General features: G+C 61.6%; 23 protein-coding genes and 1 other RNA gene. 7 read left to right on the top strand and 17 right to left on the bottom strand.

Features of this window, described 5'->3' with window-relative positions; all coding sequences use genetic code 11:
• Positions 1-25 precede the first annotated feature (25 nt).
• Positions 26-1,186, top strand: coding sequence for a zinc-binding metallopeptidase family protein (locus tag J3P88_RS21000; RefSeq protein WP_434571401.1), 1,161 nt, complete (start codon positions 26-28; stop codon positions 1,184-1,186).
• Between the two features lie 488 nt (positions 1,187-1,674).
• An RNA gene (gene ffs, locus J3P88_RS20995) (signal recognition particle sRNA small type) lies at positions 1,675-1,771 on the top strand.
• A 157-nt stretch (positions 1,772-1,928) separates the two neighbouring features.
• Here the strand turns inward: ffs and J3P88_RS20990 are convergent.
• Together J3P88_RS20990 and J3P88_RS20985 are read right to left on the bottom strand one after the other, a co-directional pair.
• The gene (locus J3P88_RS20990) at positions 1,929-2,435 is read right to left on the bottom strand and encodes a DUF4823 domain-containing protein (protein ID WP_434571399.1); all 507 of its coding nucleotides are present in this window, start codon (positions 2,433-2,435) and stop codon (positions 1,929-1,931) included.
• Positions 2,436-2,634: 199 nt separating this feature from the next.
• Positions 2,635-2,949, bottom strand: a complete 315-nt coding sequence (locus J3P88_RS20985; RefSeq protein WP_186705257.1) for a helix-turn-helix domain-containing protein — start codon at positions 2,947-2,949, stop codon at positions 2,635-2,637.
• A 338-nt stretch (positions 2,950-3,287) separates the two neighbouring features.
• Between J3P88_RS20985 and J3P88_RS20980 the strand changes: the two genes are divergently transcribed.
• Positions 3,288-5,036 carry a putative bifunctional diguanylate cyclase/phosphodiesterase gene (locus tag J3P88_RS20980; RefSeq protein ID WP_186728197.1) on the top strand — a complete coding sequence of 583 codons (1,749 nt, stop codon included), beginning with the start codon at positions 3,288-3,290 and terminating at the stop codon, positions 5,034-5,036.
• On the opposite strand, the gene J3P88_RS20975 is transcribed toward J3P88_RS20980, so the two are convergent.
• Complete coding sequence (locus J3P88_RS20975) at positions 4,982-5,752, bottom strand: substrate-binding periplasmic protein (RefSeq protein WP_434571397.1); 771 nt, start codon at positions 5,750-5,752, stop codon at positions 4,982-4,984. The genes J3P88_RS20980 and J3P88_RS20975 overlap by 55 nt on opposite strands.
• Positions 5,753-5,884: 132 nt before the next feature.
• On the opposite strand from J3P88_RS20975, the gene dnaX reads away from it, so the two are divergent.
• From dnaX to recR, 4 genes are all read left to right on the top strand, one after another.
• Positions 5,885-7,960 (top strand): DNA polymerase III subunit gamma/tau, encoded by a 2,076-nt coding sequence (gene dnaX / locus J3P88_RS20970; RefSeq protein ID WP_434571395.1) that lies wholly within the window; start codon positions 5,885-5,887, stop codon positions 7,958-7,960.
• A 64-nt stretch (positions 7,961-8,024) separates the two neighbouring features.
• The gene (locus J3P88_RS20965; protein ID WP_003183512.1) at positions 8,025-8,363 is read left to right on the top strand and encodes a YbaB/EbfC family nucleoid-associated protein; all 339 of its coding nucleotides are present in this window, start codon (positions 8,025-8,027) and stop codon (positions 8,361-8,363) included.
• A gap of 300 nt (positions 8,364-8,663) precedes the next feature.
• A complete protein-coding gene (locus J3P88_RS20960; RefSeq protein WP_434571393.1) occupies positions 8,664-9,692 on the top strand; it encodes an NADP-dependent oxidoreductase in 1,029 nt (342 codons plus the stop codon).
• Positions 9,693-9,758: 66 nt separating this feature from the next.
• Complete coding sequence (gene recR / locus J3P88_RS20955) at positions 9,759-10,361, top strand: recombination mediator RecR (RefSeq protein ID WP_003183510.1); 603 nt, start codon at positions 9,759-9,761, stop codon at positions 10,359-10,361.
• Positions 10,362-10,488: 127 nt separating this feature from the next.
• On the opposite strand, the gene J3P88_RS20950 is transcribed toward recR, so the two are convergent.
• From J3P88_RS20950 to ccoN, 14 genes are all read right to left on the bottom strand, one after another.
• Positions 10,489-11,037: an adenine phosphoribosyltransferase gene (locus tag J3P88_RS20950; RefSeq protein ID WP_003183509.1), complete on the bottom strand. Its 549-nt coding sequence runs from the start codon at positions 11,035-11,037 to the stop codon at positions 10,489-10,491.
• Between the two features lie 76 nt (positions 11,038-11,113).
• Positions 11,114-11,848, bottom strand: coding sequence for a fumarate/nitrate reduction transcriptional regulator Fnr (gene fnr, locus J3P88_RS20945; RefSeq protein WP_434571391.1), 735 nt, complete (start codon positions 11,846-11,848; stop codon positions 11,114-11,116).
• A 94-nt stretch (positions 11,849-11,942) separates the two neighbouring features.
• Positions 11,943-13,325 (bottom strand): oxygen-independent coproporphyrinogen III oxidase, encoded by a 1,383-nt coding sequence (hemN, locus tag J3P88_RS20940; protein ID WP_434571389.1) that lies wholly within the window; start codon positions 13,323-13,325, stop codon positions 11,943-11,945.
• A gap of 271 nt (positions 13,326-13,596) precedes the next feature.
• On the bottom strand, positions 13,597-14,280 hold the full coding sequence (locus tag J3P88_RS20935) for a sulfite exporter TauE/SafE family protein (protein ID WP_186705251.1): 684 nt from the start codon (positions 14,278-14,280) through the stop codon (positions 13,597-13,599).
• A complete protein-coding gene (gene ccoS / locus J3P88_RS20930) occupies positions 14,273-14,491 on the bottom strand; it encodes a cbb3-type cytochrome oxidase assembly protein CcoS (RefSeq protein ID WP_003183505.1) in 219 nt (72 codons plus the stop codon). Before ccoS ends, J3P88_RS20935 begins: the two co-directional genes overlap by 8 nt.
• Positions 14,492-14,515: 24 nt before the next feature.
• Positions 14,516-16,966: a heavy metal translocating P-type ATPase gene (locus J3P88_RS20925; RefSeq protein ID WP_434571386.1), complete on the bottom strand. Its 2,451-nt coding sequence runs from the start codon at positions 16,964-16,966 to the stop codon at positions 14,516-14,518.
• A gap of 196 nt (positions 16,967-17,162) precedes the next feature.
• Complete coding sequence (locus tag J3P88_RS20920) at positions 17,163-17,702, bottom strand: FixH family protein (protein WP_434571384.1); 540 nt, start codon at positions 17,700-17,702, stop codon at positions 17,163-17,165.
• Between the two features lie 11 nt (positions 17,703-17,713).
• Positions 17,714-19,129, bottom strand: coding sequence for a cytochrome c oxidase accessory protein CcoG (ccoG, locus tag J3P88_RS20915; RefSeq protein ID WP_434571382.1), 1,416 nt, complete (start codon positions 19,127-19,129; stop codon positions 17,714-17,716).
• Between the two features lie 427 nt (positions 19,130-19,556).
• Positions 19,557-19,967, bottom strand: coding sequence for a type II toxin-antitoxin system VapC family toxin (locus J3P88_RS20910; RefSeq protein ID WP_434571380.1), 411 nt, complete (start codon positions 19,965-19,967; stop codon positions 19,557-19,559).
• Entirely contained in the window at positions 19,968-20,222 is a 255-nt protein-coding gene (locus tag J3P88_RS20905) for a type II toxin-antitoxin system Phd/YefM family antitoxin (protein WP_250962680.1), read from the bottom strand.
• Positions 20,223-20,377: 155 nt separating this feature from the next.
• On the bottom strand, positions 20,378-21,361 hold the full coding sequence (ccoP, locus tag J3P88_RS20900) for a cytochrome-c oxidase, cbb3-type subunit III (RefSeq protein ID WP_186705245.1): 984 nt from the start codon (positions 21,359-21,361) through the stop codon (positions 20,378-20,380).
• Positions 21,358-21,543 (bottom strand): CcoQ/FixQ family Cbb3-type cytochrome c oxidase assembly chaperone, encoded by a 186-nt coding sequence (locus J3P88_RS20895; RefSeq protein ID WP_003183474.1) that lies wholly within the window; start codon positions 21,541-21,543, stop codon positions 21,358-21,360. The genes ccoP and J3P88_RS20895 overlap by 4 nt, the downstream gene beginning before the upstream one ends.
• Positions 21,544-21,548: 5 nt before the next feature.
• Entirely contained in the window at positions 21,549-22,157 is a 609-nt protein-coding gene (ccoO, locus tag J3P88_RS20890) for a cytochrome-c oxidase, cbb3-type subunit II (protein ID WP_072407855.1), read from the bottom strand.
• Entirely contained in the window at positions 22,157-23,599 is a 1,443-nt protein-coding gene (gene ccoN, locus J3P88_RS20885; protein ID WP_053120682.1) for a cytochrome-c oxidase, cbb3-type subunit I, read from the bottom strand. The genes ccoO and ccoN overlap by 1 nt, the downstream gene beginning before the upstream one ends.
• Positions 23,600-23,758: the final 159 nt, after the last annotated feature.

The following is a 23,758-nucleotide window of genomic DNA, read 5'->3' as shown; positions in this document are numbered from 1 at the left end:
TTGCAGGCTCCAGGGAGAGATCGCCATGTACCGCTTCTTCGAACAGCTGAGTTCACGCATTGCCGCGCCGTTCCTGGGTGATCGGTCACGTAACAGCAAGGTCTGGCCGTGCCGCTGCGGCCAGTCATTGTTCTTTCGCAACAGCCAGTGCCTGGCCTGTCTGGCGGCGCTGGGTTATCAACCTGAGCGGAGCCGCCTGTCCTCCCTGCAACCCGCTGAGCAACCCGACACCTGGACGCTGGATGCCGATCCGCACGCCGGGCTGTTTCGCCGTTGCGCCAACCTCGACACCCCGGCGGCCTGCAATTGGCTGCTGCCGGACAATGGCCGCGATACCCTGTGCATCGCCTGTAGCCTGAATCGCACCATTCCCGACCTGTCGATTCCGGAAAATCCTGAACGTTGGCGCAAGGTCGAGACCGCCAAGCGTCGACTGGTCGCGCAACTGATCACGTTCGGCTTGCCGGTCATCCCGAAAACCGTCAATGAAGACATCGGCTTGGCGTTCGATTTCATCGGCGTCGACCCAGATGGCACGCCGCCGACCACGGGTCACGCCAGCGGATTGATCACCCTCGACATCAAGGAGGCGGACGATGCCCATCGCGAGCATGTGCGCCAGCAAATGCACGAACCGTATCGCACCTTGCTCGGGCATTTTCGCCATGAGGTGGGGCACTACTACTGGGACCGGCTGATTGCCAACAGCCACTGGCTCGGGGCTTTTCGCGAACTGTTCGGCGACGAGCGCGTCAGCTATGCCGACGCCCTGGAGCGGCATTACCAGCAAGGCGCGCCGCTGGATTGGCAAACCCGCTACGTGAGTGCCTACGCCACCATGCACCCATGGGAGGACTGGGCGGAAACCTGGGCCCATTACCTGCACATGATGGACGCGGTCGACACTGCCCTGGGCTTTGGCATGAGCGCTCGGGAGATGGATTTCGACTACCAGCCGTTCCCGCCCGAGACCTTGTACGACGCCGAACACGCAGGCGGCGCGGCCTTTCTCTCGTTCGTCAACGCCTGGATCGAACTGGCCGGCATGCTCAACGAATTGTCCCGCAGCATGGGCCAGCCGGACTTCTACCCGTTCGTCGTACCGGCTGCCGTCATTACCAAGCTGCACTTCATTCATCTGGTGATCCAGGAGGAGGGCGGTCGGGCGGATGAGGTGCTGTTGTAGAGGCACAGATCCCCTGTGGGAGCGAGCTTGCTCGCGATAGCGACCGGTCAGCTTGTATCGATGCCGAATGTACCGACGCCTTCGCGAGCAAGCTCGCTCCCACACTGCCTTCCGGGTGTCCACAGGTGCGGCGTCCAAGCGCAGATCCCTTGTGGGAGCGAGCTTGCTCGCGAAAGCGGTGGGTCAGCTTGTATCAATGCCGAATGTACCGACGCCTTCGCGAGCAAGCTCGCTCCCACACTGGCTCCCGGGTGTCCACAGCTCCTGCGTCCAAGCGCAGATCCCTTGTGGGAGCGAGCTTGCTCGCGAAAGCGGTGGATCAACTTGCATCCATGCCCGATGTGCCCACGTCATCGCGAGCAAGCTTTGCTCCCACGGCAAGTGCTTGAACGCCTTCAGTTTTTAATCCGACACGAACGGTTGTAACTTCTTGCCAGATAGGTACAATGGCGCGGCTCGCCGTCAGGCGGGCGTCGTTATGGTGACCCCATCGGTCCCCCCGCAACGATTACCCGTGAACCTGGTCAGATCCGGAAGGAAGCAGCCACAGCGGGAACATTGTGTGCCGGGGTGTGGCTGGTGGGGTTGCCTCCATAACGCCCAAGCCTTCATTCGCAAGGTTTGCCAAATTCAAAATTTCTTTTTGCTTCACTGATCGATACTGATCGGTGCTTTCTGCTGTCCAGACTCTGCCGGATGGGCGGAGGCCGGTCCTGCGCATCGACGGGACCGGACCCTCCAGTCAGTACTGAGCCTTCACATACTCAGCAATCGGCTCTTGCAAAAGATCCTGTGGATGATCCCCGCCGAAAGTCGCCCATTTGCTTTTACCGGACAAGATCGCTGACCCCAGCGGCTGTGCGCCAGTCGGGCCATATATAGCGAGCTTCACTTCAATTTTGTCGGGGAGGCCCGACCATTCCGTAGCACGTTCTTCCCAATGCAGGATTTCCGGGATGACGTAGTAGCCCGAAGGGTTGTTCTGTCTCAGGCAGCTCAGTTCACGGCACGAGCCCATTACCGTCACACGGTTGGTGTAATAAGAGAATGCCGTCTTGACCGCGGCAGCTGTCATATCGCCAGACGCGGCGTAGGGTGTCGTTTCGTAGCGGCCATCGACTGGTGTGGCGATGGTGACGGGCATTTGCCGATCAAGTTTTCCCGGGTTGGGGAATACGTCTTGTTGAGCGTATTTGGCGGTACAGCCGGTGGCGAGTATCGAGACAAGAATGATCGAAAGTTTATGCACAGTGTCCCCGGGGATTTTATTATGTCGACGAGTCGGTAGGCGTCATAGGGACGCAGGAATCAGCGTGTTGATAGTCCGGTTTCGTGGCTAGGGATGTCAACGTGACATTATGTCTTGTGTCACGCTCGGAATTGGGCAAGCGCGCAAAGAGAAGCCTGGCCTGTCTTGCATCGACAGGCCAGGCTTCTCTTCCATTGCGTCAAGGCTTGGACAAGGCCTGGTCGACCGCCGCAATCAGCTTCCCAAGATCCTTCGGGGTGGCTTTGTGTATGACACCGAACAGGTAAGCCCGCTGTTCGTCCTCATCGGTCATGTCGGCAAAAAAAGCCTTCAGTTGCACATCCAGCACATTGGCAAGCAGGAACAAGGCTTCGACGCTGGGGGTGTAGGTGCCGGTTTCGAAGCGGCTGATGGTTTTAGGGTCAAAACCGGTTTTTTCGCCAAGTTCAGCCTGAGTAAGCCCCGCTACTTTGCGGTAGCGTCTGATGGCTGGACCCAAACTTGAAATTTGCATCGCTTAATTCCCATTTAGAATCAAGAACTTAACGATAGATTTTCGCATTAGGCAACCGCGTGATCCATCACCTTGCTTTGCAAAGTGTGATGTGTTTCGTAGAATCGGCCTTTGGCACGGGTATTTGGTGACCCGCTTTGCGAAGCCGAGGGGTGTGCAAAGACCGGGCCTTGTGTTTCTTGCCACGATACAAGGCAAGGGCTGCGCCCTCCCTGGGCACCGCCAGGGCCCGCGCTCCAGCTTCCCTCAAAGTGTTTGAGCCTAGTTGATTTTCGCCTGTCTTGAAGGCGGTGCAACCGCGCGCGACAAATGAGCCTGACTCATGGATGACTGCTTCGATGGATAAGAAGTACCGCAGGGCCGTTGACGCCGCCGCGATTTTTTCCGAGACCGATCTGAGCGGGCGCATCACTTACGTCAACGATCAATTTTGCAGCCTTTTTGGTTACCGGCGCGATGAGTTGCTGGGCGCGAACCATCGCCTGCTCAATTCCGCTCAGCACCCCGGCGAGTTCTTCAGCGCCATGTGGCGCACCATTGCCTTGGGGCAGGTCTGGAAAGGGGAAATCTGCAACCGGGCCAAGGACGGTACGCTGCATTGGGTCGACACCACTCTGGTGCCAGTGATCGACGATGAGACCGGGCAAATCGAGCGCTACCTGGCGATTCGCTTCGACGTCAGTGAAAAGCGTCGCTTGCTGCATTCGCTGCAATGGCGGGTCGGTCACGATGTGCTGACCGGGCTGCCCAATCGTACTTATCTGTCGGACCTGCTGGACCAGGCGCTGGAATTTTCCCGCACGGAGAACCTGCCCCTGGCGGTGTGCATGCTCGATCTCGATGGTTTCAAGGCCGTCAACGACGGCTATGGTCATGCCAGCGGTGATCGGCTGCTGGTGGAGGTTGCCAGGCGCCTGCGCAGCATCGTGCGTGGCGAGGACGTGGTGGCGCGGCTGGGCGGGGACGAGTTCGTGCTGGTGCTGCGCCATGTGCGTGGCATGGAAGAGCTGCATGCCGCGTTGAACCGGGTGTTGATCGCCGTCTCCATGCCGTATGGCATTGATGGCAAGGACATCAAGGTCTTCGCCAGTATTGGCGTCACGCTGTTCCCGTGGGACAACGAAGACGCCGAGACCCTGCTCCGTCACGCCGACCAGGCGATGTATGTGGTCAAGCAAAGCGGGCGCAATCGTTTCCACTTGTTCGATGTGTCCCGGGACAAGGAGGTACGGGCCACTTACCAGACCGTCGAACGGGTCCGCCAGGCACTGGCCGATAACGAGCTGCGGCTGCATTTCCAACCCAAGGTCAACATGCGCCATGGCACCGTGGTCGGCCTGGAGGCGTTGCTGCGCTGGAAGCACCCGCAACGTGGCCTGGTGCCGCCTCGGGAGTTCCTGCCCTTGGTGGAGGAGACTGACCTGATCGTCGAGATCGGCGAGTGGGTCATGGAGCAGGTCTTGACCCAGTTGCAGCAATGGCAGCAAGTGGGGCAAGGCTGGCCAGTGAGCATCAATATCTCGGCACGGCATTTCCAGCGGGCGGATTTTGTCGAGCGGCTGCGACAGGTGTTGGAGCGGCATCCGGCGGTGCCGCCACGGCTGTTGGACCTGCAGATTGTCGAGTCCGTCGCCGTGGAGAACCTGGCCCACGTCAGCGCCTGCCTCCAGGCATGCCAGGCGCTCGGCGTGGGGTTTTCCCTGGGTGGTTTTGGCACGGGCTACTGCTCGCTCAACGACCTCAAGCACCTGCGCACGCAAACCATCAAGATCGACAAGACCTTTGTCCGCGACATCCTCGATGACCGCGACGACCTGGCACTGACTGAAGCGGTGATCGGCCTGGCCCGGGCCTTTGGTCGCGAGGTGGTCGCCGAGGGGCTGGACAGCCTGGAGCACGGCCAACTGCTGCTGAGCCTGGGCTGCGAGGTGGCACAAGGTTATTTCATCGCCCGGCCCATGCCGCCCGAACAGATACCCGACTGGGTTCAGGGCTTCATCCCACCGTCCCAATGGCAACAGCGGTCCGGCGATCAGGGCGAAGGCGCCTCGCTCCTGACCCGCGATGTTTCACTGCGGCCGGTGTAAAGCTGGATGATCGCGTCGATTTCCCCGGACGTTTTCATGTTCAGCAATGTCCTCAGAATGCGTTGTGCGGGAATGTCCGGATCGTTGCGCACGTAACAGCTCAACTGCTGCTCCTGCAGGACAGTCACCTCATGGAGCTGGCGATCAGCGGCATGCCGTTGATTGAACCAGTCCAGCGCCCATTGGTTGGTGACCCCATAGCGATAACGCCCGGCCAGCAGTTTCGCCAGCACTTGTTCCTGGCTACGGGCATCGTCGCGGTGCAGTTGAGCGGTGTCGAACAAGGGTTGCAGGGTCGGGTAGCTATAGCCGAGCACGGTGCCGATGGCTTGGTGCGAGAGCGTTGCTGGCGTGACCGTCGCCGGTGCGCTGGTCGGGGCGACGAGCAGGTCGCGCTGGAAAAACAACGGGATGCTCCATAGATAATCGCCATTGTCCTTCACCCAGTCAGGGCTGACATAGCAACGTATATCGATTTCGCCGTGTTTCATGGCAGCGTCGAGCCGGGCGCGAGACAGGACGTGGAATTGCGCCGGCCTTCCCACTTGGGTCGCCAGGCTGGTCATGATGTCGGGAAGGATGCCCTGGATCGGGCGGCCTCGTTCGATCTGTACCATGGGCATTGCCCAGCCGTCGGTAATGGCGAAACGCAAGGGGACTTCTTCGGCTAAGCAACCGGTACCCAGCAACAGCAAAGCCCCCATGGCTGATCGCATAAACTCTCCCTGACTGTGTAAAACCGCGTCGACAACCCAAGCTTAGTCAGATTAGACGAGCACACCGGATGCAATTTCGCCCCTGCTCCGCTAGCATTAGCCGCTTATGTTCCTTCGTTGCGACGGTTTTCGATGAGTTATCAGGTTCTTGCACGTAAATGGCGTCCGCGCTCGTTCCGCGAAATGGTCGGCCAGACCCATGTGCTCAAGGCTCTGATCAATGCCTTGGACAGCCAGCGGCTGCACCATGCCTACCTGTTTACCGGGACCCGGGGCGTGGGCAAGACCACCATCGCGCGGATCATCGCCAAGTGCCTGAACTGTGAAACCGGCATCACCTCGACGCCTTGTGGCGAGTGTTCGGTCTGCCGGGAAATCGATGAGGGCCGCTTCGTCGACCTGATCGAGATCGACGCCGCCAGCCGCACCAAGGTCGAGGACACCCGCGAACTGCTCGACAACGTGCAGTACGCGCCGAGCCGTGGGCGCTTCAAGGTCTACCTGATCGACGAAGTGCACATGCTCTCCAGCCATTCCTTCAATGCGCTGCTCAAGACCCTTGAAGAGCCGCCGCCCTACGTCAAGTTCATCCTGGCGACCACCGATCCGCAGAAACTTCCTGCAACGATTCTGTCGCGGTGCTTGCAGTTCTCCCTGAAGAACATGACGCCGGAAAGGGTGGTCGAGCACCTGACCCACGTATTGGGTGTCGAGAACGTCCCGTTCGAAGACGATGCGCTGTGGCTGTTGGGCCGCGCCGCCGATGGTTCGATGCGTGACGCCATGAGCCTGACCGACCAGGCCATCGCGTTCGGTGAAGGCAAGGTCATGGCCGCCGATGTCCGGGCCATGCTCGGCACTCTCGATCATGGCCAGGTCTATGACGTCTTGCATGCGCTGATCGAAGGCGATGCGAAGGCGCTGCTCGAGGCGGTGCGTCACTTGGCCGAGCAGGGCCCGGACTGGAATGGCGTGCTCTCGGAAATCCTCAACGTGCTGCACCGTGTCGCCATCGCCCAGGCCCTGCCTGAAGGCGTCGACAACGGCCACGGCGACCGTGACCGCGTACTGGCCCTGGCCCAGGCGCTGCCGGCCGAAGATGTGCAGTTCTATTACCAGATGGGCCTGATCGGCCGACGCGATCTGCCCTTGGCGCCGGATCCGCGCGGCGGCTTCGAAATGGTCCTGTTGCGAATGCTGGCGTTCCGGCCAGCCGACACGGCGGACGCGCCGAGGCAAGCGCTAAAGCCAGTGGGGATCAGCCAAGCCACAGCTGATTCCGCCAAGCCAGTGGCTGCCGCGCCCGTCGTTGCGCCGGCAGTGGCTTCGGCTCCGGCCGCGGTGGTGCCTGTCGCCCAGCCGATGCCGACGCCTGTTGTCGCGACGCCTGAGCCGGAACCCGAACCGGTCGTCGAGGCGCTGCCCGAGCCCGTCGTTGAAGAAGTCATCGACCTGCCGTGGAACGATCCGGTCGAGCCGGAAGTGGTCCAGCAGCCGGTCGTCGAGCCCGTATTGGAAACCGTTGCCGAGCAGCCTGAGTTGCCGCCAATGCCGCTGCCAACGCCCGACAGCGTGGTGCCCGATGCGCCAGAGTGGGTGGCCGCGCCGGTGCCCGAGCCAACGGTGGCCGATGTCGATGTCGCCACGCCGGGCATCGACCTGGACGACGAGCCGCCGCTGGACGAGGATTATATCGAGCCGGACATGGATTCGGCCTACAGCTACCTGGACGATCTGGCCAGCGAGCACGCCGCTGAACCGGCCCCGGAGCCCGAGCCCGAGCCGGCGGCGATGCCGGCCACCGGCCTGGCCCTGCAATGGCTGGAACTGTTCCCTAAATTGCCGATCAGCGGCATGACCGGCAGCATCGCCGCCAACTGCACGCTGATGGCCGTGGAAGGCGACCACTGGCTGCTGCACCTGGATCCGGCACACAGTGCACTGTTCAACGCGACCCAGCAGCGTCGCCTCAACGATGCGCTGAACCAGTACCACCAGCGTAACCTGACGTTGACCATCGAGCTGATCAAGCCTGAGCAGGAGACCCCGGCCCAGGCCGCGTCCCGCCGCCGTGCCGACCGTCAGCGCGAAGCCGAGGAGTCGATCCACGGCGATCCATTCATCCAACAGATGATGCAACAGTTCGGCGCCGTGGTCCGTCACGATACTATCGAACCTGTCGAGGCCCCGGTCACCCAGGGCTCATAACTGAAGGCGCCGGGCCGAACGGGCCGGGCGCGTTGTTTATCCAAGTACTTTCGAGGTGATTCCCATGATGAAAGGTGGCATGGCCGGCCTGATGAAGCAGGCGCAGCAGATGCAGGAAAAGATGGCCAAGATGCAGGAAGAACTGGCCAACGCCGAAGTCACCGGCAAGTCCGGCGGCGACATGGTGACCGTGGTCATGACCGGTCGCCATGACATCAAGCGCGTCAGCATCGACCCAAGCGTGGTCGAAGGCCTGAGCGAAGACGACAAGGAAATGCTCGAAGCCCTGTTCGCCGCCGCCGTCAATGACGCGGTGCGCAAGATCGAAGCCAACAGCCAGGACAAGATGTCCGGCATGACGGCAGGCATGCAATTGCCGCCGGGCATGAAACTGCCGTTCTGATTCGCCATCCCGGTCGGGATGGGCTACACACAATGCCAGGCATCGCGCCTGGCATTTTTGTTTCTGTCGGAGCCTCGGGTAGTTGTTCGACCGCTTTCGTCGGAACGCCGCCCGGAGCAGGCTCGCTCCCACACTGGATTGAAGGGGCTTCGATTGTGATATTCGCCGCAGGTTCTATGTGGGAGCGAGCCTGCTCGCGAAGGCTGCACCGCGCTATCCCGGAATAAACATCGAACGCCGCCCCCTCGGTAATGGTCTGCTTCCTATACGTGTCCGCCCAACGAACAAGGAGACGCCTCCATGTCATCGATTTCCAACCAGCGCATCGTCCTGGCCTCCCGTCCCCAAGGTGCGCCCACTCCTGAAAACTTTCGTCTTGAACATGTGACACTGCCGGATCTGGCAGAGGGACAGATCCTGCTCAAGACGTTGTTCCTGTCCTTGGATCCCTACATGCGCGGGCGCATGAGTGACGCGCCTTCCTACGCCGCTCCGGTGGAAATCGATGAGGTGATGACCGGCGGCGCTGTCAGCCGCGTGGAATGTTCGACGCACCCGAAATTCCATGAGGGCGATTTGGTGGTTGGCGCTACGGGTTGGCAAACCCACAGCATCAGTGACGGGCGCAACGTGATGCCCATTCCTTCCGGGCTACCCAGTCCGTCGATGGCCCTGGGGGTGTTGGGCATGCCGGGCCTGACCGCCTACATGGGGCTGATGGACATTGGCCAGCCCAAGGCCGGGGAAACCCTGGTGGTCGCGGCAGCCTCGGGTGCCGTGGGCTCGGTGGTCGGCCAGGTCGCAAAAATCAAGGGCCTGCGGGTGGTCGGCGTCGCGGGCGGCAGCGAGAAATGCAAGTACGTGGTCGACGAGCTGGGCTTTGATGCCTGTGTCGATCACAAGAGCGCCAATTTTGCCGAGGAATTGGCGCGGGCCTGTGACAAGGGCATCGACATTTATTACGAAAACGTCGGCGGCAAGGTCTTTGATGCCGTCGTGCCGTTGCTCAACGCCAAGGCACGAATCCCGCTCTGTGGTCTGATCGCGTCCTACAACGACAATCAGGCGCCGAACGGTCCGGATCGCTTGCCGCAACTGCAGCGCACCTTGCTGACCAAGCGCGTGCGGATCCAGGGGTTTATTGTGTTTGACGACTACGGTGACCGTCAGCCGGAGTTCGTCAGTGCCATGGCGCCTTGGGTGCGCGATGGCAAGGTCAAGTTCCGCGAGGACGTGGTCGACGGCCTGGAAAATGCGCCACAGGCGTTTATCGGCCTGTTGGAAGGGCGCAACTTCGGCAAGTTGGTGGTGCGGGTCGCGCAGGATTGAGTATTTGACGCTAATCGGAGGCGCGGGTATAAACCGCGTCTCGTTGTTATGTCGGACATTTCCTCCATGAGCTTCAGCCCTTTGATTCGCCAACTGATCGATGCCCTGCGAACGTTGCCGGGTGTAGGTCAGAAAACTGCCCAGCGCATGGCGTTGCAATTGCTCGAGCGTGATCGCAGCGGCGGTTCACGCCTGGCCCAGGCCTTGAGCCAGGCCATGGAGGGCGTAGGGCATTGCCGTTTATGCCGCACCCTCACCGAAGACGACCTCTGCCCGCAATGTGCCGATCCGCGTCGGGACGACAGCCTGCTCTGCGTCGTGGAAGGGCCGATGGATGTGTATGCGGTGGAGCAGACCGGTTTCCGTGGCCGTTATTTCGTGCTCAAGGGCCATTTGTCCCCACTCGATGGCTTGGGGCCTGAAGCCATTGGCATCCCACAGTTGATCGCACGGATCGAAGAGGCGGGCACGTTCACGGAAGTCATCCTCGCCACGAACCCGACGGTCGAAGGCGAAGCCACCGCCCATTACATCGCCCAATTGCTGAGCAACAAAGGCTTGGTCGCCTCCCGCATCGCCCACGGCGTGCCGCTGGGTGGGGAGCTGGAATTGGTGGACGGCGGGACGCTGGCGCATTCGTTTGCGGGGCGTAAGCCGATCGCCTTGTAACAGCCACCCCAAAGCTAATGTGGGAGCGGGCTTGCTCGCGAAAGCGGTGGATCAGCAAGCGATTATATTGACTGACACTCCGCTTTCGCGAGCAAGCCCGCTCCCACAGGTAACTGTTGCTCGAAGGTTATTTCTCGCTAAGCGAAAACTGCGTCAGGCAGAACGTTGGAATTCCCATGTCTTCCAGACGCTGGGAGCCGAGCAGTTCCGGCAGGTCGATGATCGCCGCGGCTTCGTGGACTTTGGCGCCCATGCGGCGAATCAGGTTGGCGGCGGCGATCAGCGTGCCACCGGTGGCGATCAGGTCATCGAACATCACCACCGAATCACCTTCGCACAGGCTGTCGGCGTGCACTTCAAGGAAGGCTTCACCGTATTCGGTCTGGTAACCCTCGGCCAGCACGTCGGCCGGCAGCTTGCCTTGCTTGCGGAACAACACCAGCGGCTTGTTCAACTGATAGGCCAGGATCGAGCCGATCAGGAAGCCGCGAGCATCCATTGCGCCAATGTGAGTGAACTCTGCCTCGACATAGCGGTGGGCAAAGCTGTCCATGACCAGGCGCAGGGCGGTCGGGGATTGGAACAGTGGAGTAATGTCGCGAAAGATCACGCCGGGCTTGGGGAAGTCGATCACGGGGCGGATCAGGGATTTGATGTCGAAGGAGTCAAAGACCATCGTCGAGGTGTCCTGGCAGGGCTGCAAACGCGGCAGTATAGCGCGGCGAGGCCAATCCCTCAGCCGCGCAGGTTCATCAGCCGTCGATCGAGCCGCCAGCCAGGGCGCAGAGCTGGATCGGGTCGAGAATGTGAATTTCCTTGCCTTCGGCGGCAATCAGCTCGTTCTGCTGGAAACGCGTGAATACCCGGGACACGGTTTCCACCGCCAGGCCCAGGTAGTTGCCGATTTCGTTGCGCGACATGCTCAGGCGGAACTGGTTGGCCGAGAACCCGCGGGCGCGGAAGCGTGCCGAGAGGTTGACCAGGAACGTGGCGATCCGCTCGTCAGCGGTTTTTTTCGAGAGCAGCAACATCATCTGCTGATCATCACGGATTTCCCGGCTCATGACTCGCATCAACTGGCGACGCAGTTGCGGCAACTGTATGGCCAGCTCGTCCAGGCGATCGAAGGGGATTTCGCATACCGAGGTGGTTTCCAGCGCCTGGGCCGAGACCGGATGGGTCTCGGTGTCCATGCCCGACAGGCCCACCAGTTCGCTGGGCAAGTGGAAACCGGTGAGCTGTTCTTCGCCGCCGTCGCTCAAGTTGAAGGTTTTCAAGGCGCCCGAGCGCACGGCATAGACGGAATCGAACGCGTCGCCCTGGCGAAACAGGAATTCACCTTTTTTCAACGGGCGGCCTCGTTTGACGATGTCGTCCAGCGCGTCCATGTCGTCCAGATTCAACGAAAGTGGCAGGCAGAGGGGGGCCAGGCTGCAATCCTTGCAATGGGCCTGGTTGTGGGCGCGCAGTTTGACGGGCTCGGACATTTCTTAAATCCTTGTGGGAAAACACACATAAGGCGTAAGGGTACCCCAGAGCAGACACTCCAGCCAGTGCGGTGTCGTCGTCAAATTGTCGCGCTCAAATGACCCGGGAGAAACGTTGGCGATTGTGCTGCTCCAAATAGGCATCGAACACCATGCACACGGATCGCACCAGCAGGCGCCCAGCGGGCAGTACCCGGATGTGGATGTCATCCAACTCGATCAGCCCATCCTCGGCCATGGCCTGCAATTGCGGCCACAGCGGCGCGAAGTAACCGCGAAAATCGACATTGAAACGGTGCTCGATGTCCGCGAACGCCAGGTGGAAATGGCAGATCAGTTGCTGGATCACCGCACGTCGCAACCGATCGTCGGCCGTGCAGGTCAGTCCTCGACTGGTTGCCAGTTGCCCGTCGGCGAGGGTGTTCTGGTAATGGTTCAGGTCACTGCTGTTCTGGCAGTACAGGTCGCCGATCTGGCTGATGGCGGACACGCCGAGGCCGATCAGGTCGCAATGGCCATGGGTGGTGTAGCCCTGGAAATTGCGCTGCAACGTGGCCTCTTCCTGAGCGATGGCCAGCTCGTCGTCGGGCAGGGCGAAGTGGTCCATGCCGACGTAGCGGTAGCCGGCGGCGGTCAACTGTTCGATGGTGCCTTGCAGCATCGCCAGCTTCTGCTCCGGGTTTGGCAAGTCCTGGCTGTTGATGCGCCGCTGCGGCATGAAGCGTTCCGGCAGGTGGGCGTAGTTGAACACCGAGAGGCGGTCCGGTTGCAAGTGGATCACTTCTTCGACGGTGCGGGCGAAATTGTCCGGAGTCTGCTTGGGCAGCCCGTAGATCAGGTCGATGTTGATCGAACGGAACTGCAAGGTCCGGGCAGCCTCGACCACCGCGCGGGTTTCTTCCAGGCTTTGCAGGCGATTGACGGCGCGTTGCACGGCCGGGTCCAGGTCTTGCAGGCCGATGCTGACCCGATTGAAACCCAGTTCTCGCAACAAGCCCATGGTCGACCAATCGGCTTCCCGGGGATCGATCTCGATGCTGTAGTCGCCGGAATCGTCGTCCAGCAGGTTCAGGTGCTTGCGCAACGAGGCCATCAATTGCCGCAGTTCGTCATGGCTGAGGAACGTCGGGGTGCCGCCGCCAAAGTGCAATTGTTCGACGCGCTGGGTCGGGTCCAGGTGGCAGCCGATCAGCTGGACTTCCTGTTCCAGGCGTTGGAGGTAGGCGTGGGCGCGGCCCCGGTCCTTGGTAATGACCTTGTTGCAGGCGCAGTAGTAGCAAATGTTTGCGCAGAACGGTACGTGCACATACAGCGACAGCGGCCGCCGGGCCTTGCGGCTGTCACGCAGGGCATGGAGCAGGTCGAAGGTGCCCACCTGGCCGCCGAACTGCGCCGCAGTCGGGTACGAGGTGTAGCGTGGTCCCGCCAGGTCGTAGCGGCGGATCAGGTCTGAGTCCCAACGGATGGCGTCGAGCATGCGGGTGTTCCCCGGATAGGCTGGCATGGGGCGAGTCTAGGGGGCTGTGGTCGAGGCTGTTTTGATTTGCGTCAACGGCGCATCGGAGCTGTCGATGATGTTAGTCCAGACAACTCAAAACCCGTGGCGAGGGAGCTTGCTCCCGCTCGGCTGCGCAGCAGTCGCAATATCAGCTAATGCGTTCTACCTGAGGAGTGTTGGGGCCTGCTTCGCAGGCCAGCGGGAGCAAGCTCCCTCGCCACAGGGTTTTGAGTTGTCTGGACTGAAATCATTAATGCCCCATGAGCCAATGCTGATGCGGCCCCGGCAGTGTCCATACCCCGAAAATAATCACCAACAAGCCACCGGCCATGCGCACGCTGCGTTTGCGCAACAGGGCGGTGATGCGCTCGGCGGCCAGGCCGGTGGCGAGCAGCACCGGCCAGGTGCCCAGGCCGAAGGCAAGCATCAGCAAGGCACTGTCCAAGGCATTGCCCTGGCTGGCGGACCAGAGCAGGGTGCTGTAGACCAACCCGCACGGCAGCCAGCCCCACAGGGCGCCGAGCAGCAAGGCCCGGGGCAGGCTCGACACCGGCAGCAAGCGGTTGGCGACGGGTTGGATGTGCCGCCACAAGCCACGCCCCACGCTTTCGATGCGGGTCAGGCCGCTCCACCAGCCCGCCAGGTACAGGCCCATGGCGATCAACAGCAAGCCGGCGAGCACCCGCATGATCATCGCGGCCGGGCTGTTGGACACGGCCCATCCCGCCAGGCCGATCAGCAGCCCAGCGGTGGCGTAGCTCAGGATCCGCCCCAGGTTGTACGCCAGCAGTAACCGAAAGCGCCGACTGCGCTGTTCCTTGGGGATCGCCAGGGTGAGGGCGCCCATCAGGCCACCGCACATGCCCAGGCAATGGCCGCCACCGAGCAGGCCAAGAATGACCGCCGATACCAGCAATGGCGCCAGGTCAAGCATGGGGCGGGGCCTTGTCGTCCGGCTTGCGGGCCTCGCCACTGGCTTCGTCCACCGCTGCCTTGTGGTTCGGGTCCTGGTCGTCGAACAGAATGCTGTGGGCCGGACCGTCGAGATCGTCGTACTGGCCGCTGTCCACGGCCCAGAAAAAAATGTACACGGCGATGGCCACGATCAGCAGCGCGGCCGGAATCATCACGTAGAGAGCTGGCATGTCGGAACTCCATGTCCGCGCGGCTCAGGCCGGCAGCGGACGGGTATCGGGCGTGGCGGCGAACACCTGCGCCTTCGGTTGGCGGGTCAGCCTCAAGGCATTCAACACCACGGTCAACGAACTGATGGACATGCCGACCGCGGCCCACACCGGCGTAATCCAGCCGAGGGCGGCGAACGGCAACATGAGGCCATTGTACAGCCCTGCCCACACCAGGTTCTCGACGATCACCCGGCGCGTGCGTCGGGCCAGGCTGAAGGCGTGGACCAGGGCCTCGAGGCGGTTGGACAGCAGCACGGCGTCGGCACTGGTCTTGGCCAGGTCGGTGGCCGAGCCCATGGCGACACTGATGTCCGCCGCCGCCAGGACCGGCACATCATTCACGCCATCGCCGAGCATCAACACCTTGCGGCCTTGTTGGTGTAGCTGCTGCAACACCGCCAGCTTGTCGTCTGGACGCAGGCCGCCGCGGGCCTCATCGATGCCCAGCTCGGCCGCGACACTGGCGACCATCGGTGAGCTGTCGCCCGACAGCAGCAGCGTTCGCCAGCCTCGTGCCTTGCAGGCCGCCAACAGGGCCGGGGAATCGACGCGCAAGCGGTCATCGAGGACGAACCAGGCCAGCGGCCCGATCTCATCGCCTAGCAACAGCCATTGCCCGGCTTCCTCCGGCATTTGCGGTACGGGGGCGTCACTCAGCTCGCAGACAAAACCGGGCTGGCCGATGCGCAGGCGCTGTTCCGCCACCTGGCCTTCCAGCCCCAGCCCCGGGGTGCTGTGCACCTGCTCGGCGGCCAACGGCGCGCGGCCAAACGCCCGGGCGATGGGGTGTTCAGAGCGGTTTTCCAAGGCCGCGGCCAAGCCCAGGCACTGATCGCTGTCGAGGCCCGCCAGTGGCCGAATGGCGCGCAAGGCCAAGCGGCCTTCGGTGAGGGTGCCGGTCTTGTCGAAAATCACCGTGTCGATCTGGTTCAGGCCCTCCAGCACATGGCCGCGCGTCAGCAGCAGGCCAAGTTTGTGCAAGGTGCCGGTGGCCGCAGTCAGGGCGGTCGGCGTGGCGAGGGACAACGCGCAGGGGCAGGTGGCAACCAGCATCGCCAGGACGATCCAAAAGGCCCGCGAGGCATCCAGTTGCCACCACAGCAAGCCGATGGCCGCCGCCGCGACCAGGGAGAACAACAGGAACCATTGGGCGGCGCGATCGGCGATTTCCGCCAGTCGCGGTTTTTCGGCCTGGGCCCGCTCCAGCAGACGCACGATGGCCGACAGCCGGGTGTCTTGCCCGAGGGCCAGCACTTCGACGGTCAAGGCGCCTTCGACATTCAGCGTGCCCGCGGTGACCGCATCGCCCACTTGCCGAGGCTGTGGCAGGTATTCACCGGTCAGCAGCGATTCGTCGATGCTGGATTGACCCTCAAGGATCTTGCCATCGGCCGGCAGGACCGCCCCGGGATGTACCAGCACGCGGTCGCCGGTGCGCAATTCGTTGAGCAGGATACGTTCGCTCTGGCCGTCATCCGCCAGGCGCAGGCACGAGGCCGGCAACAGATTGACCAGCTGGGCGGTGGCGGCCGCCGTGCGCTCCCGGGCCCGGCGCTCCAGATAACGGCCGGCCAGCAGGAACAGGGCGAACATGCCCACGGCATCGAAGTACAACTCGCCGACGCCGGTGATCGATGTCCAGATACCTGCTATGTAGGCGCTGCCGATGGCCAGGGACACCGAAACGTCCATGGTCAGGTGGCGGGTGCGCAGGTCGCGCAGGGCGCCTTTGAAGAACGGCGCACAGCTGTAGAAGACGATGGGCGTGGTGAGAAACAGGGCGACCCAGCGCAGGATGGTGTGCATCTCCGGGCTCAGGTCGATGTTGAATTCCGGCCAGGTGGCCATAGTCGCCATCATCGCCTGGAACCACAACAGGCCGGCCACGCCCAATTGGCGCAGGGCCAGGCGGTTTTGTGCGGCGAGTTGTTCACAGGCCTGGTCGGCCTGGTACGGGTGCGCTACGTAGCCGATCTGGCGCAATTCGGCGAGCAGCGTGCTCAGCGGCAATTGGGCATCGGCCCAGCGCACATGCAGGCGATGGTTGGACAGGTTCAACCGCGCCTCGGCCACGGCCGGCAGGCTGCGCAGCTGTTTTTCGATCAACCAGCCGCAGGCGGCGCAACTGATGCCTTCCATCAACAGGGTGGTTTCGGCCAGTTCGCCTTCATGGCGCACGAATGATTGCTGTACGTCAGGGCGATCGTACAGCGCCAGTTCATCGGTCAACTGGACGGGCAAGGTTTCAGGATTGGCCGATGCTTCACTGCGATGCTGGTAATAACTTTCCAGGCCGCCGGCGACAATGGCTTCGGCCACCGCCTGGCAGCCCGGGCAGCACAGCTCGCGGGTTTCACCGAGGACAACGGCGGTGAAGCGACTGCCGGGGGGAACGGGCAGGGCGCAGTGGTAGCAGGGCTGTGGAGTGGTCATGGGTATCGCATGAAGGCCTTTGTGGAAGGAGCTTGCTACAAGTGAGGGCGCTTTTTGTGGCGAGGGAGCTTGCTCCCGCTGGCCTGCGTAGCAGGCCCAAAGCAGCCGACACGATGGAGCCTGATAGCGCCGGGACTCAGGCTTCAGGGCCGCTTCGCAGCCCAGCGGGAGCAAGCTCCCTCGCCACAACAGCAGCTTATTTTTTCAGGTCTTCAGCGCCTTGCAGCGGTTCATCGCCCAGCTGGATGGCCTGGTCGTGGTTGATCTGCTCTTCTTCGAACAGGCGCCAGGTCTTGTCGTGCTCCATCCCCAGCAATTCGACAAAGCGCCGGCCTTCGATCTTGTCCGTCAACTGGCCGACGTAGCGCCCCGGCTCACTGTCGTTGCGGGTCAGGACGATCTTGCGGTCCTTCTCCGGTTGGGTCGGCGAGATCAGGCTCAGTTCCAGGGTCTGGGGACGGCTGTCGCCGTTCAGGCGCAGGTTGACTTCGCCGGTCACGTCATCCAGTTGCACATTGGCATGCAGTTGCAGGGTCTGGGCCAGCAATTCGCGCTCCAGCGAGCGGTTGATGCCCTTGCCGGCTTCGTAATAGTTGTCATTGACCAAGTTGTCGGGGTTGTTCACCGCAATGGTCACCATCGTCAGGCTCAGTGTCACCGAACAGCTCAGGATCGCAATGATGATCCACGGCCAGAGGTGCTTGTACCAAGGGCTGGTGGCAGTTGCTGCAGGCATGTTCATTTCTCTCAACGAGTTTGTGGGCCGATGAACCGGCTCTTGGCTTCGATATGTACGCTTTCGTCATCGGCGTCCTTGAGGATGAACGTCACCTCGTTGGCGCTCGATGGCAGTTGTTCCGGTGCGCTGGACAGCTCGACCGGCTGGCTGTAGATCTCGCCGGCCGCGACCTTGATTTCCCGGCGACCTTGCAGCTTGAGGTCGGGCAGGCCAACGGCGTCCAGGACGTACGTATGGTCGCGTTGGTCTTTGTTCATGATCTTCAGGCTGTAGACGTTCTCGATCCGGCCTTCGGCGTTTTCACGGTACAGCACGCGATCCTTGCTGACATCGAACCCCACCAGCGAGCGCATGAAGAACGCCGCCGCCAGCAGGCTGATCATCGTCAGCAACACCAGCGCATAACCGATCAGGCGTGGGCGCAGTTTATTGGTTTTCTGCCCTGAGAGGTTGTGTTCGGTGGTGTAGCTGATCAGGCCGCGGGGATAATCCATTTTGTCCATGATGTTGTCGCAGGCGTCGATGCAGGCCGCGCAGCCGATGCACTCGACCTGCAGGCCGTCGCGGATGTCGATGCCGGTCGGGCAGACCTGGACGCACATGGTGCAGTCGATGCAGTCGCCAAGACCCAGGGCCTTGTAGTCGACGCCCTTCTTGCGCGGGCCACGGCTTTCGCCACGACGCGGGTCGTAGGACACGATCAAGGTGTCCTTGTCGAACATCACGCTTTGGAAACGCGCGTAAGGGCACATATAGATGCACACCTGTTCACGCAGCCAGCCGGCGTTGCCGTAGGTGGCGAGAGTGAAGAAGCCGATCCAGAAATACGACCAGCCATCGGCCTGGCCGGTAAAGAACTCGAACACCAGTTCGCGGATCGGCGTGAAGTAACCGACGAAGGTCACACCGGTGACGAAGCCGATCAGCAGCCACAGGCTGTGCTTGGCGAACTTGCGCAGGAATTTGTTGGCACCCATGGGCGCCTTGTCGAGCTTGATGCGCTGGTTGCGGTCACCTTCGGTGACTTTTTCGCACCACATGAAGATCCAGGTCCACACGCTTTGTGGACAGGTGTAGCCGCACCACACCCGTCCGGCATAGACCGTGATGAAGAACAGGCCAAACGCGGCAATGATCAGCATCCCGGAGAGCAGGATGAAATCCTGGGGCCAGAACGTCGCCCCGAAAATGAAGAATTTGCGTTCCGGCAGGTTCCACCAGACGGCCTGATGGCCGCCCCAGTTCAACCAGACCGTACCGAAATACAGCAGGAACAGGAACGCTCCGCCCACCATCCGCAGGTTGCGAAACAGGCCGGTGAAGGCGCGGGTGTAGATTTTTTCCCGAGAGGCATACAGGTCGACGCTTTTGTTAGCGTCCTTGGCAGGCGGGGTAACGTCATGTACCGGAATCTGGTTGCTCATCAATTGCATCCCACGGCAGTGGAAAAGTGCCGGGGCCAGTACGTGCCGACCTCGGTCAGAAAGGGTGTTGCAGTGGCGCAATGATACGCCTGTCGCTCTGGCTCAAGGGTGCGACCTTTGGTCGCGTTGGGCGTCTGGGTCGAATGGTGTAGCGGATGTAACAAGTCATGATCCAGATCAATTGACTATAGACAGTCGATGGCGTTGGCGAAACGAAGGCCACGTTCTGAGGGCTCCCCTGTTCGTGGCGAGGAGGCCTTCTGTGGCGAGGGAGCTTGCTCCCGCTCGGCGGCGCAGCCGTCGTAAATCAGGCTGGTGCGGTCTGACCTGGAAAAGCCTGGCGATTTTCTGGGGCGGCTTCGCCACCCAGCGGGAGCAAGCTCCCTCGCCACAAAAAGGCCACCTTGTAGTGACTGCCAAATAGACATCAGCCAACCCACGGATTGAGCACTGCCACGCCGCAGCCCTGGAAATCACTCACGTTGCGGGTCACCACGGTCAACCCATGGACCAGCGCGGTCGCGGCGATCAATGCATCACATTCATTGCTGCGGTCAGGCACATGCAGGCGAGCGCAGCGCAGCGCGACGGCACGGTCCACGGCCAGGATCCTGCCAGCAAAGGCCGGCAGCACATGATCATCCAGCCAGGCCCGCAAGCGGCTGCCTTGCGTCGGGTCCTTGCGTTCGAAGCGCAGCACGCCGGTTTCCAGTTCCAGTACGGTAATCGCCGAGACGTACAGGCTGGGCGCGGGAACGCTGCGCGCCCAGGCCTGGACGTTCTTGTCTGCCTGGGATTTGCGCAGTTCGGAAATGACGTTGGTATCGAGTAGAAACATTCAGGACAGGTCCACCGAGCGAGGCGTGATGACGGCGCGCTCGGTCTCGAAGTCGATGTCCGGCGCATCGGGCATGACCAGCAACTCGACAATGCTGGTGCCGAGGCCGGTCAGTTTCTGGTACTCCTCAATGCTTAGCAGCACATGGGCCGGCTTGCCACGGTCGGTGATGATCACCGGCCCTTCGCGGGTGGCTTTTTTGGCACCACTTGTGTCGTGGTTGAATTCACGGCTGGAGAGGGTGGTGATGGACATGGGCGTGCCCTCATGTTCAGTTCGAATGTAGGCACGTTACTACTGGTGTGGAGAGGCCGCAAGCGCAACAGAAATTTGCCCAGGTTTTCCCGCCGGTAATAAAAAGGCCCCGCCAATCGGATTGGCGGGGCCCTTTCGTGTATCAGCGACTTGTCTTACTGGGCGTCAGCGGCCGGAGCCTTTTCGCCGTGAGACAGGCTGTAGACATAGGCCGCCAGCAGGTGGACCTTGTCGTTGCCTTGCAGGTCGGCCTGGGCCGGCATCTGGCCCTGGCGACCGTAGCGGATGGTCTGCTGCAGTTGAGCGAAGCTCGAACCGTAGATGAAACCCGCTGGATGCGTCAGGTCAGGTGCGCCCATGGCGGGCGTGCCCTTGCCGGCAGGACCGTGGCAGGCCACGCAGTTGGCCGCGAACAGTTTCTGACCGTTGGCCGGATCGGCCTTGGCGCCTTCGGGCAGTTTGCGACCGTGCAGGCCGGTCACGAGATAGGCGGCCACATCGGCCACGCCTTGTTCGCCCACCACGGCAGCCCAGCCCGGCATCACGGCGTGACGGCCGCCCATGATGGTGGTCTTGATGGTTTCCGGCTCACCGCCCCAGCGCCAGTCGGCGTCGGTCAGGTTCGGGAAACCGTAGGCACCCTTGGCATCGGAACCATGGCAAACCGAGCAGTTGGAGGCGAACAGGCGGCCACCCATCTTCAGGGCTTGTGGGTCCTTGGCGACTTCTTCGATCGGCATGGAGGCGAACTTGGCGAAGATCGGACCGAACTTGGCGTCCGAGCGCGCCATTTCCTTTTCCCACTCATGAACGCCTGTCCAGCCGGTCTGGCCGTTGGCGAAGGCGGTCTGCTTTTCGGTGTCCAGGTAGTTATAGCCTGGCAGCAGGCCTTTCCAGTTGCCCAGGCCAGGGTAGAGCACCAGGTAACCGAGAGCGAAAATGATGGTGCCCACGAACAGCATGAACCACCATTTCGGCAGCGGGTTGTCGTACTCCTCGATCCCGTCGAAGGAGTGGCCAACCGTCTCTTCGGTGGCTTCGCTACGCTGGCCCTTGCGGGTCGACAGCAGCAGCCAGGTCAGGGCGAAGATCGTTCCCAGGCTGAGGACTGTGACGTACAGACTCCAGAATGTAGTCATTCTTTGTTACTCCTAGAAGCTTGCTCGACGTGCTTGATGGCTTCGGGATCATCCGCGAACGGCAGCAAGGTCGCGTCGTCAAACTCCGACTTGCGCTTGGGGCTGAACACCCACAGGGCCAGACCAATGAAGGCCACCATCACGACGACGGTGCCCAGGCCACGAATCATCCCGATATCCATCTAAATCACCGTTTGCTTTTGATGATGGTGCCCAGGCCTTGCAGATAGGCCACCAGCGCGTCCATTTCAGTCTTGCCCTTGACGGCATCCCTGGCACCGGCGATGTCTTCGTCGGTGTAAGGCACGCCCAAGGCACGCAGGACTTCCATTTTCTTGGCGGTGTCTTTGCCGTCGAGCTTGTTTTCTACGAGGAACGGGTAGGCCGGCATTTTCGACTCAGGCACCACGTTGCGCGGGTTGTACAAGTGCGCACGCTGCCAGTCGTCGGAGTAGCGGCCGCCAACGCGGGCCAGGTCCGGGCCGGTACGCTTGGAACCCCACAGGAACGGGTGGTCCCAGACGCTTTCGCCGGCAACGGAGTAGTGGCCGTAGCGTTCGGTCTCGGCGCGGAACGGACGGATCATCTGCGAGTGGCAGCCGACACAGCCGTTGGCGATATAGATGTCACGGCCTTCCAGTTCAAGGGCGGTACGCGGCTTCATGCCTTCGACCGGCTTGTTGGTCACATCCTGGAAGAACAGCGGAACGATCTGGGTCAGGCCGCCGATGCTCACGGCGATGACCATGAAGAAGGCCAGCAGGCCGATATTCTTCTCTACTGCTTCGTGCTTCATCAGTGAGCTCCAACTACGGCGATCTTGGCGGCGGCTTCAGCTTCAGCCGGGTCAGAGGCACGAACGGTGCGGTACACGTTGTAGGCCATGAACAGCATGCCGCTGGCGAAGAACGCGCCGCCCAGGGCACGCACGATGAAGCCAGGGTGGCTGGCTTGCAGCGCTTCGACGAACGAATAGGTCAGGGTGCCGTCGTCGTTGATCGCACGCCACATCAGGCCTTGGGTGATGCCGTTGACCCACATCGAGGCGATGTAGAGCACGGTGCCGATGGTCGCGAGCCAGAAGTGCGCGTTGATCAGGCCGGTGCTGTGCATCTGCGCACGACCGAACAGTTTCGGGATCATGTGGTAGATGGCGCCGATGGAAATCATCGCAACCCAACCGAGTGCACCGGCGTGTACGTGGCCGATGGTCCAGTCGGTGTAGTGGCTCAGGGAGTTGACGGTCTTGATGGCCATCATCGGGCCTTCGAAGGTCGACATGCCGTAGAACGCCAGGGATACCACCAGGAAGCGCAGGATCGGGTCGGTGCGCAATTTATGCCAGGCACCCGACAGGGTCATCATGCCGTTGATCATGCCGCCCCAGCTTGGCGCTAGCAGGATGATCGACATCGCCATGCCCAGGGATTGTGCCCAGTCTGGCAGTGCGGTGTAGTGCAGGTGGTGCGGGCCGGCCCAGATGTACAGGGTGATCAGCGCCCAGAAGTGGACGATGGACAGGCGATAGGAATAGATCGGACGCTCGGCCTGTTTCGGCACGAAGTAGTACATCATCCCCAAGAAGCCGGTGGTCAGGAAGAAACCCACGGCGTTGTGGCCGTACCACCACTGGATCATCGCGTCGGTCGCGCCCGAATAGGCCGAGTACGACTTGAAGAAGCTGACCGGCAGGGAGGCGTGGTTGACGATGTGCAGCATGGCGGTCACGACGATGAAGGCACCGTAGAACCAGTTACCGACGTAGATGTGCTTGGTCTTGCGCTTGACGATGGTGCCGAAGAACACCAAACCGTAGGTCACCCAGACGATCGCCAGCAGGATAGCCAGGGGCCATTCCAGTTCCGCGTATTCCTTGGTGGTGGTGAAACCCATTGGCAAGGTCACGATCGCGCCGACGATCACCGCTTGCCAACCCCAGAAGGTGAAGGCGGCGAGGCTGTCGGAAATCAGTCGCGTTTGGCAGGTTCGCTGCACGACGTAGTAAGAAGTGGCAAACAACGCACAACCACCGAAGGCGAAGATCACCAGGTTGGTGTGCAGCGGGCGCAGGCGTCCAAATGTCGTCCATGGCAGATCGAAGTTCAACTCCGGCCAGACCAGTTGCGAGGCGATGAAGACACCGAGCCCCATGCCAAGGATCCCCCAGACCACCGTCATGATGGCGAACTGGCGGACTACCTTATAGTTATAAGCAGTCGGACTGATTGCTGTGCTCATTCTAAGGTTCCACGGTTTGGGTGTTTTATTAGGATAAAAATCGGTCGCAAGTATGGAGAAAGCGGGGGGTCATTGCAACGCGCCATGACCTGGGTCAATGCTTTCCAAAGCTGATTCTGCGGCCTTTCCCTGTTCGGTGTAGGGACAAAATTGGCCCTC

This window comes from Pseudomonas sp. Z3-6, from assembly GCF_051131985.1.
GTDB lineage: Bacteria > Pseudomonadota > Gammaproteobacteria > Pseudomonadales > Pseudomonadaceae > Aquipseudomonas > Aquipseudomonas zanjanensis.
This window is presented reverse-complemented; position numbering and strand designations above follow the sequence as displayed.